This is a genomic window from Sulfuricurvum kujiense DSM 16994 (assembly GCF_000183725.1).
GTDB lineage: Bacteria > Campylobacterota > Campylobacteria > Campylobacterales > Sulfurimonadaceae > Sulfuricurvum > Sulfuricurvum kujiense.
Genome location: NC_014762.1, coordinates 433,664 through 446,083, shown reverse-complemented (window position 1 = coordinate 446,083; position 12,420 = coordinate 433,664). Strand labels below are relative to the sequence as shown.

14 protein-coding genes are annotated in these 12,420 nt (G+C 45.0%); all 14 read right to left on the bottom strand.

From position 1 onward, the window contains the following. Positions 1-35: 35 nt before the first annotated feature. From thrB to soxX, 14 genes are read right to left on the bottom strand one after another with little or no spacing between them, the layout of a single operon-like run. Complete coding sequence (gene thrB, locus SULKU_RS02335) at positions 36-917, bottom strand: homoserine kinase (RefSeq protein WP_013459322.1); 882 nt, start codon at positions 915-917, stop codon at positions 36-38. Positions 918-926: 9 nt separating this feature from the next. Then, on the bottom strand, positions 927-1,379 hold the full coding sequence (locus SULKU_RS02330) for a hypothetical protein (RefSeq protein WP_013459321.1): 453 nt from the start codon (positions 1,377-1,379) through the stop codon (positions 927-929). Beyond that, positions 1,372-2,256, bottom strand: a complete 885-nt coding sequence (lpxC, locus tag SULKU_RS02325; RefSeq protein WP_013459320.1) for a UDP-3-O-acyl-N-acetylglucosamine deacetylase — start codon at positions 2,254-2,256, stop codon at positions 1,372-1,374. Before lpxC ends, SULKU_RS02330 begins: the two co-directional genes overlap by 8 nt. Positions 2,257-2,305: 49 nt before the next feature. Beyond that, the gene (gene pgp6 / locus SULKU_RS02320; protein WP_013459319.1) at positions 2,306-3,676 is read right to left on the bottom strand and encodes a peptidoglycan metallopeptidase Pgp6; all 1,371 of its coding nucleotides are present in this window, start codon (positions 3,674-3,676) and stop codon (positions 2,306-2,308) included. Further along, the gene (locus tag SULKU_RS02315) at positions 3,673-4,605 is read right to left on the bottom strand and encodes a DHH family phosphoesterase (protein ID WP_013459318.1); all 933 of its coding nucleotides are present in this window, start codon (positions 4,603-4,605) and stop codon (positions 3,673-3,675) included. Before SULKU_RS02315 ends, pgp6 begins: the two co-directional genes overlap by 4 nt. 53 nt (positions 4,606-4,658) lie before the next feature. Beyond that, positions 4,659-5,558: a hypothetical protein gene (locus SULKU_RS02310; RefSeq protein WP_013459317.1), complete on the bottom strand. Its 900-nt coding sequence runs from the start codon at positions 5,556-5,558 to the stop codon at positions 4,659-4,661. 9 nt (positions 5,559-5,567) lie between these two features. After that, positions 5,568-6,002 carry a DsrE family protein gene (locus SULKU_RS02305; protein ID WP_013459316.1) on the bottom strand — a complete coding sequence of 145 codons (435 nt, stop codon included), beginning with the start codon at positions 6,000-6,002 and terminating at the stop codon, positions 5,568-5,570. 2 nt (positions 6,003-6,004) lie between these two features. Continuing rightward, complete coding sequence (locus SULKU_RS02300; RefSeq protein WP_013459315.1) at positions 6,005-6,910, bottom strand: MBL fold metallo-hydrolase; 906 nt, start codon at positions 6,908-6,910, stop codon at positions 6,005-6,007. Between the two features lie 10 nt (positions 6,911-6,920). After that, the gene (locus tag SULKU_RS02295; RefSeq protein WP_013459314.1) at positions 6,921-8,411 is read right to left on the bottom strand and encodes an OprD family outer membrane porin; all 1,491 of its coding nucleotides are present in this window, start codon (positions 8,409-8,411) and stop codon (positions 6,921-6,923) included. Positions 8,412-8,451: 40 nt separating this feature from the next. After that, on the bottom strand, positions 8,452-10,218 hold the full coding sequence (soxB, locus tag SULKU_RS02290; RefSeq protein WP_013459313.1) for a thiosulfohydrolase SoxB: 1,767 nt from the start codon (positions 10,216-10,218) through the stop codon (positions 8,452-8,454). Between the two features lie 9 nt (positions 10,219-10,227). Further along, positions 10,228-11,001 (bottom strand): sulfur oxidation c-type cytochrome SoxA, encoded by a 774-nt coding sequence (gene soxA / locus SULKU_RS02285; RefSeq protein ID WP_013459312.1) that lies wholly within the window; start codon positions 10,999-11,001, stop codon positions 10,228-10,230. 3 nt (positions 11,002-11,004) lie between these two features. Continuing rightward, positions 11,005-11,331: a thiosulfate oxidation carrier complex protein SoxZ gene (soxZ, locus tag SULKU_RS02280; RefSeq protein ID WP_013459311.1), complete on the bottom strand. Its 327-nt coding sequence runs from the start codon at positions 11,329-11,331 to the stop codon at positions 11,005-11,007. A 49-nt stretch (positions 11,332-11,380) separates the two neighbouring features. Next, a complete protein-coding gene (soxY, locus tag SULKU_RS02275; RefSeq protein ID WP_013459310.1) occupies positions 11,381-11,851 on the bottom strand; it encodes a thiosulfate oxidation carrier protein SoxY in 471 nt (156 codons plus the stop codon). Between the two features lie 19 nt (positions 11,852-11,870). Continuing rightward, complete coding sequence (gene soxX, locus SULKU_RS02270; protein ID WP_013459309.1) at positions 11,871-12,392, bottom strand: sulfur oxidation c-type cytochrome SoxX; 522 nt, start codon at positions 12,390-12,392, stop codon at positions 11,871-11,873. Positions 12,393-12,420 lie beyond the last annotated feature (28 nt).

Sequence of the window (12,420 nt, the reverse complement as noted above, 5' to 3'; positions counted from 1 at the left end):
TAACTTTTGCGCCATTATATCCAATACTTTCTTAGTTATCGTTCGACAACCAAACCGTCATTGTCAAAGCCTAAAATTTTAATCTCGAAATCACTAAATTCCGCTTTGAATTTATCGGCCAACATTTTGGCATCCTGGTCATACACCATATTGAAAAAAGTCGATCCGCTCCCTGAGAGAGTAGACATCAAAGCACCGTTGTCGTACGCCATTTTTTGAACGGCAAACAGTTCAGGCAACATTTTCATCCGTACTTTTTGATGGAACCGGTCTTGGGTAGCCAAACGGAGCATCTCCCAGTCTTCGTTAAAAAATGCTCCAACCGTTACCGCAGTGTGGGAAAGGTTGAATACCGCATTCTCTTTGCTGTACGACTTTGGAAGGGTTGTACGTGATTTCGCGGTTGAGATCGGCTTATTCGGGATAACGACGACCGCCTTGAGATAATCGGGAAGGTGTTTTTGCTGTGAAAATACCTTTTGTTTCTCTACCATTGCCGCATTAAATCCCCCCATGACCGCCGGAGTAATATTATCGGGATGGGACTCATAAACCAAAGCATGATTGAGGATACGGCGTTTTGAGACTTTGACCCCTGCGGCTTCATGAGCACAGCTTATGGCACTGACGATGACGGCAGATGAGCTTCCTAGCCCGCGAGACATCGGTATTTGGTTGTAAAACGTAAATTTGAAATTTTGCCGTTTTTGGGTGAGGCGGCGATAATGTTCGTTGAAGATACTGACGAACAGATTGTTCCCTTTGAGACGGGGATTATTCTCCCCCTCCCCTTTAATGGAAACGGCAAAAAATCGTGACGGAACCAATTCTACCTGGTTACGAAGATCAACGGCAAGTCCCAATGAATCAAATCCGGGTCCTAAATTAGCACTCGTTGCGGGTACACTAACGAACAAATAATTTCCTTATCCTACGGCATCTATCCCATAATAAGGGAGAGTGTCCGAATCAAATTTTTTTAAATCGATATTTTCGGGAAGACTAAAAGCGATCAACTCAGGTGATTCGATCGGTTCCAGCTCAATTGTTGTCCTATTTTTAACAAAATAGAGCTTTCCAACTGCTTTGATGGGGCTATTTTGGTTAAAAAAGAAAGCATCTGTTGCCAAAAGGGGGATTTTTAACGTAATGCTTAACGTTTTGAGGAACAAGTAAGTAACTTTGATCCCCATAAAACTTCCGGGACCTTTGGCGTATATAAACGTTCTAAACGTATAACGTTTCAGCAATGACTCGAAAATCTCCGCCAGAACATCCGAGCTCATTCCGTCCTCTCTAATCTCTTCGACCAAAACGCCATCCTTGTAGATGCCGATAAGGATGGGAGAGCTCAGTGCAATGACGAGTGCGTCATGCATACGCTTTTGCCAACTCTTTCGATTCCGCACTGGCGAGTTCGACAACTTCGTAATTTGCCGGATCTTTGAGCAATGCAAGGGTCAATTTATGATTAAGGTCGTGACTGCCGGCATACGCTTCGTAATTACCGATAAAATTCATCCCGATCAACGACATATCGCCGATTGCATCTAGGATTTTATGACGGACAAACTCATCACCGAACCGGAGCCCTTCAGGATTGAGGACTTTTTTATCATCCAATACGACCGCATTTTCCAAACTTCCGCCCAATGCGAGTCCTTTGGATCGAAGGTATTGTACTTCATGGACAAACCCGAATGTTCGCGCGCGCGCAATCTCTTTTTTGTAATTCTCTTTCGTAAATGCGAGTACGTAACTTTGTTTATCGATAACCGGATGCGAAAACTTAATCGTAAAATCGTAATTCATGCCGTTGGAGGGGATCAATTTTACGTATTTATCCCCCTCTTGGACAATCACCTCTTTTTTGATCCGCATAATTTTTTTCGGTGTATCCTGAGCAACGACTCCCGCTTCTTCGAGAAGCATACAAAAACTCATAGAAGAACCGTCCATTACGGGAATTTCATCCGCATCCACGATCACCCGGAGATTATCGATACCGTACGCATAAATCGCCGAGAGCATGTGCTCAATCGTCGAAATGGTAACTCCCTCACGTCCGATGACGGTCGCCATTTTCGTATCAACGACATTCGCGGGGATTAACGGAATCGATACCCCCGCGTCGCTGCGGTAAAAAACGATACCGCTGTTGACCCCCAAGGGTTCAAGGCGCAATTTTACAGGGGAGCCCCGGTGCAAACCGATACCTACGAGTTCAACACTTTTTCCAATCGTTGTCTGCATCATATGAGTGCTTCCCTCGCTCTTCTACATTATCCTGAAATTATACCGAATTTCAGTGTTGGTTAATAATAGCCTTGGCGTTATCGATAACGCTGGTGATGTTATCGGCTATCCACTTGCTGTCCATCCACTCTTCGGGACGTACTTCAATCCCCTGAACCAAAATTCCGAAATGAAGGTGATCTCCCATCGCGTAACCGCTTAATCCGGTTTTTGCTATTTCTTGTGCTATTGCGGCGGTATCCCCCTCCTGCACATGAACTTCCGAACAGTGGCCATAAAGGGTATACAATCCGAATCCGTGATCAATGATCGGCAGATTTCCGTAAATCCCGTTAGGTTGTGAAAACACCACTTTCCCGCCGTTGGACGATGTTATCGGCCCCATCGCGACACTTGCGAGATCCAATCCCATATGGTAGGCTTGAGAGACGTTTTCCTGCCCTTTATAGCTATAAATACGGTGATCTCCGAAATCGGCTACTTTTTGGCCGTTTACCAACGGATAAAACGGTACGGGATTAAAGTCCGTAATCATGTTCTTGGATACTTTCGAGGTAATCCCATGGATAATTTTTTCATTATCGGCACGTACTTTTTCGTTGATAATTCGAAACTGTTCCAACCGGTCATCCACCCCCGCCGTCTGTTCATAGGTGTTTGCCAGTTCGGCAATTTTACCGTCCAAGAACTGATCGCTGAGTTCGATATTGGAAACACGGTAAACATGGTCTTTGAGGCGTAAAGGAATAGCATTTCGCACTTCATTTCCCGCTTTATCACGTGCTACGACCGTTGCGGAAAACGAAGCTTCCTGTACCGGCCATGCAACCAGTGAAGCGTAATATCCCTCTTTCATAAACGGTTGGGCAATAAACGTTTTCCCAAAATTGGTTTGAATTTTCAGGCTCTCCAAATTGGCGTCTTCCGCTTTAAAAATGACAATTGCCGATCCCCCTTTTTGAATTTTATACGAGTTTGCAATGATAGAGAGGACCGGACGGCGCTGATCGATCACAAGGGTATACTCTTGTTTAAAAGTGTTCCCCATAAAAAGGCCCCACAAGCTGTTATCCGTTGCTTCGATTTTTAAAACAATCGAATTTGAATCTACTCTGCGTACCCCTTTTGGCGGACGGATATCAAATGATTTTTTTATCTCATGCGACGGATTATTTTCATCCACAACGACCCACTCGTCGTGAGGCGTTGAAATCGTCGCTTTGTAAGATTTTAATCCGCTTACATCTTCCACATTGACATGAATAGGATCTTGAAAATTCCAATACCCCTCTTGACTAAGGGTCACTTTCGGATCATCCCGTTCAAACACCGGCGAAAATGCCATAAATCCTAAAGCGGCCAAAACCGCTGCTACTAATATCCATCCGACTATTCCCGAATTCTTTCGGCCTCTTCTCACACCAACTCCTTTGTTATCTTCACCATCATCGTTTGGATCAGCTCATCATAATTTTCTTGTTTTAGATACGTTCCGGCACGCTTAACATGCCCGCCTCCGCCGAATTCCGCCATAATTGCCGCAGCATTTACGGTACCGTTGGTTCGTAGCGAGAGCTTTATCCCCTTGCCGGGAAAATGGACAACCATCAATGCGGCTTTAACACTGCGCATTCCCAGTGCTTCATCCATAGCACTCTTGCACTCGGCTACACTGGCTCCAGTCTCTTCCAATAATACAAAAGGGATTTCAAATACAGCCAATTGCCCATCAAGCACAAGTTTCATCTGCTTAAAGAGACTTCCGCGTACCCGCAATGAAGCAAGCGAACCTCGACGATACAGCCATTCCGTACATACCGCATGGTCAGCACCCAGCTCTATCAAAGCGTGTGCCATCGAAAATGTTTTGGCACTGCATTCGGAAGCGCTAAAACATTTAGAATCATCGAGCAGTCCCGCGTAAAGCGAAAGTGCCATTTTACCATTGATTTTTATACCGTTGGCAACAAAATAATCGTACAGTACTTCGGTGGTACTTATCGCATGTGTATTAACAAGATTGTGGGTACCGTAAAAATCGTTACTCGCATGGTGGTCAATATTGATAAGCGGCAGCTCTTTCTCAATCCCTAGACGGCCGTAGCTTCCGCAGTCAAAGCTGATGATACAGTCGGCATTGTCAGGAAAACGGTCGGTTATTTTCTCAAACCACGGCAAAAAAGCGAGATTGGGATTGACTGCGGATGAAGCACAAAAAAGGGTTATTTTCTTTTGGCTCCGAAGTAAATAGGAGTAAAAAGCACACGCCGCACCGAGCGAATCGGCATCGGGATTTTTATGTGCTACCAAAACGATATGGTCGGCGGAATCAATCAGGGATAAAGGCATTAGAGACTCATTAATTGCTGCAAATGCCGAAATTATAACACTTATCTCCTGTATTACTCGATGACGCTTTTTAAAACTCCCTCAAAATCTTTCTGAGCCTGAAGTAACGTCTCTTTTGCCTCTAAGTTATCGACACGTGCACTGCTCATCCAGTTATAGACTCCCGGGAAGCCCATTACGATTTCATCGGCATCTTTTTTCTTATATACCATCAATGTACACGGGGCAAATGCCGCTGCTTCCGGACGTGTCTTGGCTACCGTATAAATTACTTTGAGTTTACAGATAGAATAGGTATCGTAAAAATCAAACGGGCTTTTTTGACCGAGCGCAAAGTTGTAATCGGTAAAATTCGACATCACAAATCCTGCCGGTTTAAGGCCGTCTTCGATCATCATCTCCGTCTCTTCTTTGTCGCTTGCCCAACTCTCTTTGCTGCTTGCTTTGACAAATCGGCTTAAAAGTTTCCCCTCAGCAGGGAGAGAGGTTTCACTCTGAGTTATTTTGGCACCCGACAGCGCTTTTTTGAGAGTAGCAATCGCCTCTTTTTCGATCAAAGCAAACTCTTTGGCCTTAAACCCGGCGATTTTTTCCATCGACTTTGCGGTTAGAATAGAGACATGAAGATTTTTGTCTCCGTTACGTTGGTAGATTCCAAATCCCATCGGAACAAAGATCCCGGCATCAGGATTTGCTTTCACTAATGCTTCCGAATGGGCTTTGTGATACGCGGTTAAAAGGTTGAATTGTGAAAAATCACTTTGTCCGAATTGAATTTTAAACGGCCCGTTCATTTCACTGTTAGCCGAAATGACAAAGCCGTTGGCTTCCAATGCTTTTTCTATAACGGATGCATTGTATTTCCCATCCGCATTTGAGACACTAAAAAGATGCAAATCACCGCCGAAAAGGGATAAAAACCCCGCTAAAATAGTTACAAGTAGAATTTTCATGTTTAACTCCTAAGGTTGAATGTAAAATGCGCCTTCAGTGGCGCGTTCGATCACTTCGGCGATTCCCGCACTGACGATTTCGACATCATCATCGAGCTGATCGGGTGTGATTTTTTTGGTCTCCATCGTATTGCCGCACGCGACAAACTCGACACCGTATTGCTGCAAGGCACGTACTCGTACCGCAATCTCTTTTTCGCTTTTCAGTAAAGTGCGTATCCCGTGATAATACGCGACGATCCGTAAATGAATCTTCTCCGGACCATAAAATTTAAGAACATTATTTGCCGTACTAAGACCGTGATGGATCGATTCATCATCGCCATGGCTAATTCCCATCACAACCTCGCGCGGTTTTTCAATAGAAGGTTCGGGCTGTGCAAAACGAATATCCCCATACGCAAGGGTGGAAACCAAACCCAAAACCATTAGCAGTCGTTTCATCTTCACTCCCATTCCAGTACCCGGTACGAAGATTCGACATTATGACGATGCGTCTCCTCATACAGTTTATACTTTTTATACTTATCCATACTGACCTTTTTAATCGTGTCATCTATACCCAATCCATCGGCAATTGCGGCACGAATTTCTGTCCGCATCTGCGTAAAATACTCCCGTGTCATACGAGCCGCATCTTTATCGGTTCGATTGCCATGCCCTCCGACGACATGTACCGCGTCCAGTTTATCCAGATCCTCCAAAGCAGAGAGCCACCCGTTGATATCCCCGCCGCGAACGGAGGGGAGACGGTCGTTAAACACCAAATCGGCGGCAATCAACACTTTGGATTTAGGTAAAAACACCACCATGTCTTTCGCCGTATGGGCTTTGCGTTTGGCAATTTTGAGTTCCAGCGTTTGATTACCGATTTTGAGGGTCGTATCACTGTTGATCATCTCACTCGGCATCGTAGGGACGGTCTTGGAGTAAGCATCAGCCGAAATATGAGTTTGCATACGGCTCGGAACACTCATATCGGCGTTGACTTTGAAATCATCGGTCCCTACAACACGGATTCCCTGCTCGGTAAAATAGTTGTTCCCCAGCCAATGATCATCATGGATATGGGTGTTTATAACAAGTTTAACGGGGAGGGATTTGATTTTTTTCATCGCTTTGTAGGCAGACTCGGCGTATGCGTATGAGGGACCTGTATCGACGACCACGTACCCCTCTTTCGCATCGATGTAACAGCTATTGACGATGTTGCCGTTGTTGGTTTTATCCATAATCTCCGGTTTGCCGAAGAAGCAATGGATATCTTCACTCACGCGTACAGGCTTAAGTGCGTAATCATACGCACTTAAGCTCGTGACAGCAAAGAAAAAAGAGACCAACAACGTTTTCATCACTCAAGCCTTAGAAGAGGTAGTTGATTTCGAAACGGTATTCGTCGTATGAGTTGTAATCGGTTGTAGCACCTACCGCCGGATCAGCATCGATGGTTGCAAAACGGAATTTGAACTCCGTATTCGGAAGTGATTTAAACGTTTGCCATGCATCGAGATGGATAATATCACGATCGGTAAAACCGGTAGTTGCCGCTTTTGAATCATCAAAATTCATGTTTTCATAATCAGCTGAAATTTTCAATCCAGGGACAAGACCCGCTTTGTCGAAATCATATGTTGCTTTTAGCGCCCAGTTTTTAGTGTTCGCGATCCAATCAACCTGTCCCATTGATCGGGTATATCCGCCCGTCGGGAATCCACGCCACGGAGTTATGAGGTCGGCATCATCAGCAATTTTAGAATATCCCACCTGTAGTTCAAGAGGACCTTTTGCCGCTACCAAGCGCGCCGCCCACATACTCGCATCGACACTGCTAGCATCGCTATACGCCGCACGTCCCGCAGTCGTACCACCATTTACGGTCGTTGCCGCTTTTCCGCTCAAAGATGCTCCACCGATCGCACCGGCACCGTCATCCATTTGACGAAGATAGCGAACACCCGGTGTCAACGTCCAATCATTACCTAATCCAATTTTATAATTTGCTTCGGCAATAACCGTGGAGAAATAACCGTTGATTCCGTAATATTCGCCCTCAAGTTTTAATCCCGGAATAGATTTGTTTTCAGCCGTTACAAGTACCATTTCAGGATCTTTATCTTCTCCTGCTCTTGTGATATTGGCAATTTTAAGCCCTTTGTGTGTAGCAGCATCATCATTTTCCGTCAATGACGCATACGCCAAAATACTATGGAATTCTTGGTGGTTTCTCAATTTTTCACTGGTAATGTACCCTGCACGTAATGTCGTATCTTTAATATCTTTCGTTTCCGCAACTGCCGCCGTAAATGTATTCGGAATCATTTTCGTATCATTCGACGAAAGAAGGGTACTTTCGATCATCTGTCGACCCAATTTTATGTTACTTTTCGAGATTTTATATTCCCCGTACGCTTGGGCTACTACACCCATAGCTGCTTCCGTACCGTCACTACGTGTACGATAAATGTCTTTTCCTTGTTTACCGTAGTTTGTTGTTGAGCCTTCCGGAACATTAGGTGATCCTAGCGGAACGCTTCCGTAGAAACCTGCCGTTGCTCCGAAACCATGGAAAAAACCGGTTTTATAAACCAAACTTCCGCCTAGACCCCAAACATTATGATCTTGCAGAGTACTTTTTTCATTATCAGAATTGTACCAAAACGTATTTGAGCGGAGACGTCCGTAAACTTTCCCCTCTGTAAACATCTCTTTGATTGAGTTTACATCACCCGGCGCTTTTGTATACTCGACAATATTATTCCCTTTGAGATCACGATCTTCTGTTTTAAGCGCGTGCGCCGACGTTGCAAGTAGACATGCAGCTGCTGCCGCCATACTGATTTTCATTATGTTCATAACTCTCACTCCTTAAGTTTTGAAATTGAGCAAAGAGGGCTTAGCACCCTTTCGCACCTTTTTTCGGACATCCGCAATCATAATCTACCAACCGGACATTGCTGTTTCCGCTGATATTGACGTTTTTCTGACGACGGATATAGGCTGACGTGACATCATACACGGGACGGGTTAAGTTTTCTTTTAAATTTGACCCGGCGTTTTGCAAATTTCCTCCCCATGATGATACTTTGTACACTTTTGTGTCACTGAGCGGTTTACCGCCTACCATAATATTCGTAATACGTTTACCGCTGGCGGCACCGACACGAATTTCATACGTAACACCGCCCAAACGGCTCATATCGCCTCCTTGTTGATAAAGCGGATTGGCGTTAAATACGTTATCGGCAATATCCTCAAGCAACGTACGGATATGTTTTCCGGTCAACTCGAACGTATAAACGTTCGGATAGGTAATCGCGGTCATATCATAAACATGATCCATCGTAATCGCATCCCCTTCAAGTACCGTAGTTCCCCAGCGGTATCCCGGTGTAAAAGAGATGTCGGAATCCATCGCATCGATAATAGAGTCATTGATCAACTGATCGAACGTTGAATGGAACGTGTCGCGTTTAAACAGCGTATTTTTAGTAATTCCCAAAACTTCGGAAAGTTCGGAATCATATGGTGAATAGAGCTCTTTAACCAAAGCTTCGCCCTCAGGGTCGGCCGGAATCAAGTTCGCCGCAACAGGGATAAGCTTATACTCGTATCCCTTTACCTTATGGTTTTTAATATCGATATCAAGCCGTCCGATATATTTACCGTGGCTTCCGGCAATCACGATCACCGTACCGTTAATAACGGTCGGCTGCGGTGACGGGTCATGCGTATGGCCGCTGAGGATAAAGTCGATCCCTTTGACCTGGCGCGCAACCTCTTGGTCAACGCTGAAACCGTCATGGGAAAGGACAACGACACAGTCCACTTTTTCTTCTTTACGAAGTTTATCGACATACGTTTGAAGGGTATCCAGCCTTAGGCCGAAGCTCCATCCTTGGGTAAACTCTTTCGGGTTCGCCGTAGAGGTGAACGGGAACGACTGACCGATAATACCGATTTTCGCACCGCCGCGCTCCATAATGGTATACGGCTCGAAAATCAGCTCTTCGAAATCATCGGCAAACGAATCGTCACCGATAATATTTTGAGAGACGAATTTAGCATTGAGCATTTCGATAAGCTCTTTGACCCGTGTTTTACCGTAGGTAAATTCCCAGTGACCGACCATTACGTCGACACCGAGGTAATTTTGTGCTTTGACGATCGCTTCACCTTTGGTTTTCAACGCAACGCCGGTCCCCTGCCATGTATCCCCCGAATCGAGGAGCATGACATTATCGGCACCGCGCTCTTTTTTAATGTGGTTGATGAGGGTTTTCATATGGGCGATCCCCCCCATTTTCCCGAATTTGTGCGCCATTGCGTCAAAATTCATATACGTGTCAAAATAGGCATCCAGACTTTTGCCCTTCATCCCGTAATGTTTCAAAAACGACTCACCGCACAAAAATCCCGGTGTTCCGGTCAAATTCGGCGCTGAAATCAATGTCGATGGCTCACGCCAGTAAAGCGGCTTGAGGTGGGCATGCATGTCACAGATATGCAACAATGTCACGTTGCCCCGTGCATTAAAAGAATAAATGTCTTTTAATCCGACCTCATCAACCCTTTTTGGCCCCGAAGCAGCGGATGCCAATGCCGGAGCTCCTAACCCCAAAGCAGCGGCAATGTGAAAAAAATCTCTTCGCGATAAATCCATAACGAGTCCTTAACGTTTCACGCTAGGAACACTGATATTGTTCCCTTTGGTTTTGTTGGTTACGAATACTTCCAAAGCAACAATCTCTTTCGAACCGAGTGGAATTTCAGCCAAAAGAGCATTTTTCATACATTGCTGCATCCGTTTGTCCAACGTTACCATTTGGCTTTGCGTCATACGGTACGCCGGCCATGTTCCTGCTGCTGCCGTCTCTTTCGCTCCCAAATCAGGTAGCGGCTGCATACGTAGACGCTGACCGACGATATCGGCACTGTGGCAGTTGTTACATGATAGTCCGCGACCGCCTCGACGCTCTTCGAACACTTGCTGTCCGAGTTTCATCATCTCAACCATATGTTTGTTCGCTTTTACATCGATATTGGTTTTTTGTCCGTTTGCGATTGATTTCACATACGCAGACATTTTAACCATCTCATTGCTCTCGAGCTTAGGAACCGGTTTGTCATTTGCAGCAGCTGCCATTTGGATACTCTGTGCTATCGTCACTACTCTTTTAGCCGGCTCAAGGTAACGAGGAAATCCTGCGATGAATTTCGGAAGATCTTTCTCTTTGACTCCCAGCATTTTGGCATAGTTCGCATTCCCGATAAGTTCACCGAAGAGTTGCTCCCCCTCGGCTACATCCATTTCAGCTGGGTTGCTTTCCAAAAGCTCGGCATACATTTTTTTGTCCGCATCCGACATGCTAAGCTTTTCTTCCGCATTCGCCGTCGCTAAAAATGCTAAACACACTAATGCAGCCGTGATTGATAACGTACGCATCGCTTATCCTTTTGGATTAATGGCACTGGTCGTTTCGACACTTTGCCCTTTGTTATCTTTTGCAATAACTTTTAGGGTTCCCGCACCCGGTACTTTAAAGCTGATACTCATAAGAGGGTTCACCGAGAGAGATTCCCAGATCACCATTTTGGTAATCAACGTATCGTTGAACATAAATTTTACTTCATCGATATATTCAGCCGGAATCAATGCTCCCGTATCTTTGTTTTTACGCATACCGGTTTCCATCGGGTGCATCGCCATAAAATCGATTTTAACGATATCGCCCGCTTTATAATCTTTCGGTTTGATTTTAATCAGTGTTTTCATATTATTAATCCTTTATCAATTTTTATTAAACGTTATAGGGCTGATCAAATCAACCGCATCCGCCGATGGTGACTTTTACATTTTGCTTTGCACTAAGAAACGTCCCGTCGCTCATCTCGGCAATAGCTACAACATCCTGTGTTCCGCCGAGTTTAATACGAGTACCGAAATAGGCTTCGCCGTTTGCCGGTGTTAGATAGATATTCGCACAACGTACATTTCCGTTTTTCGATGCAAGAATATGAATCGCTTTCACGTACTCTTTTGCGCTCATCGGGCTATCAACGGTTACTTTAACCGGTACAACTGCACCGTTTTCTGCAATTTCAGGTGCTTCCATTTTGACTTTTGCAGAAGGAGTTAACGCTTTACCGCCGGTAATAGCCGCTACTGCCGTCTCAAAATTCATCTCATTCGGACCGCCAGATTTTTTCTCTTCTGCCGCACTAGCCACATGAGGCAATGCAATCGCACATGCTGCCGCTGCTCCAAAACCTTTTAAAAATGATCTTCTTTCCATAGTGTTCTCTCCTTGAAATTTATTTTTTAACTGCTGTGATATAGGATACCAAATCGCACACTTCACGCTCGTTCATCAGGCCATTCGCCAAATTAACCGTCATTGCCGACTTTGGATTATCCAAACGCGGATCTGCGATTTTTTGGTACATAAACTGAGGATTGCGAACGCCGCTATCCATATAAAGTTCTTTGTAGTTTGTCAAATCAGGGCCGATATTTCCGTACCCTTTTGCACCTTCGATATTGTGACAGGCAACACAGTTACCCATTTGTTTCTCTTTACCGTTAGGAAGGAGTCTGGTAAGTCCCTCCGGCGGATTCTCTTTTGCATCTTTTCCGTTTAGGTTATGGAAGATATAGCTTCCACGTGCAATCGCTTTAGGGTCATTGCTGACACACCCCTCAGGCATAACATACGCTTTAGCTGCAGGCAAGGCATCTTTTTTCAAGATAGCCGTCGCATCCGGGCTTTCAATTACCTGCGATAAATCGGCTGCACTTAAAAAAGTAGCAAGTCCGAGCATAATCACTTTTCGCATTGGCTCTCCTAGTATCTATATTTCAAGA

Excerpts from the sequence above, each read along its gene's own strand:
- soxY (WP_013459310.1), bottom strand. The coding sequence starts at position 11,851 with ATGGAAAGAAGATCATTTTTAAAAGGTTTTGGAGCAGCGGCAGCATGT.
- SULKU_RS02310 (WP_013459317.1), bottom strand. The coding sequence starts at position 5,558 with ATGAAAATTCTACTTGTAACTATTTTAGCGGGGTTTTTATCCCTTTTC.
- soxB (WP_013459313.1), bottom strand. The coding sequence starts at position 10,218 with ATGGATTTATCGCGAAGAGATTTTTTTCACATTGCCGCTGCTTTGGGG.
- soxA (WP_013459312.1), bottom strand. The coding sequence starts at position 11,001 with ATGCGTACGTTATCAATCACGGCTGCATTAGTGTGTTTAGCATTTTTA.
- soxZ (WP_013459311.1), bottom strand. The coding sequence starts at position 11,331 with ATGAAAACACTGATTAAAATCAAACCGAAAGATTATAAAGCGGGCGAT.
- SULKU_RS02305 (WP_013459316.1), bottom strand. The coding sequence starts at position 6,002 with ATGAAACGACTGCTAATGGTTTTGGGTTTGGTTTCCACCCTTGCGTAT.
- SULKU_RS02330 (WP_013459321.1), bottom strand. The coding sequence starts at position 1,379 with ATGCATGACGCACTCGTCATTGCACTGAGCTCTCCCATCCTTATCGGC.
- SULKU_RS02315 (WP_013459318.1), bottom strand. The coding sequence starts at position 4,605 with ATGCCTTTATCCCTGATTGATTCCGCCGACCATATCGTTTTGGTAGCA.
- SULKU_RS02300 (WP_013459315.1), bottom strand. The coding sequence starts at position 6,910 with ATGAAAACGTTGTTGGTCTCTTTTTTCTTTGCTGTCACGAGCTTAAGT.
- soxX (WP_013459309.1), bottom strand. The coding sequence starts at position 12,392 with ATGCGAAAAGTGATTATGCTCGGACTTGCTACTTTTTTAAGTGCAGCC.
- lpxC (WP_013459320.1), bottom strand. The coding sequence starts at position 2,256 with ATGATGCAGACAACGATTGGAAAAAGTGTTGAACTCGTAGGTATCGGT.
- SULKU_RS02295 (WP_013459314.1), bottom strand. The coding sequence starts at position 8,411 with ATGAACATAATGAAAATCAGTATGGCGGCAGCAGCTGCATGTCTACTT.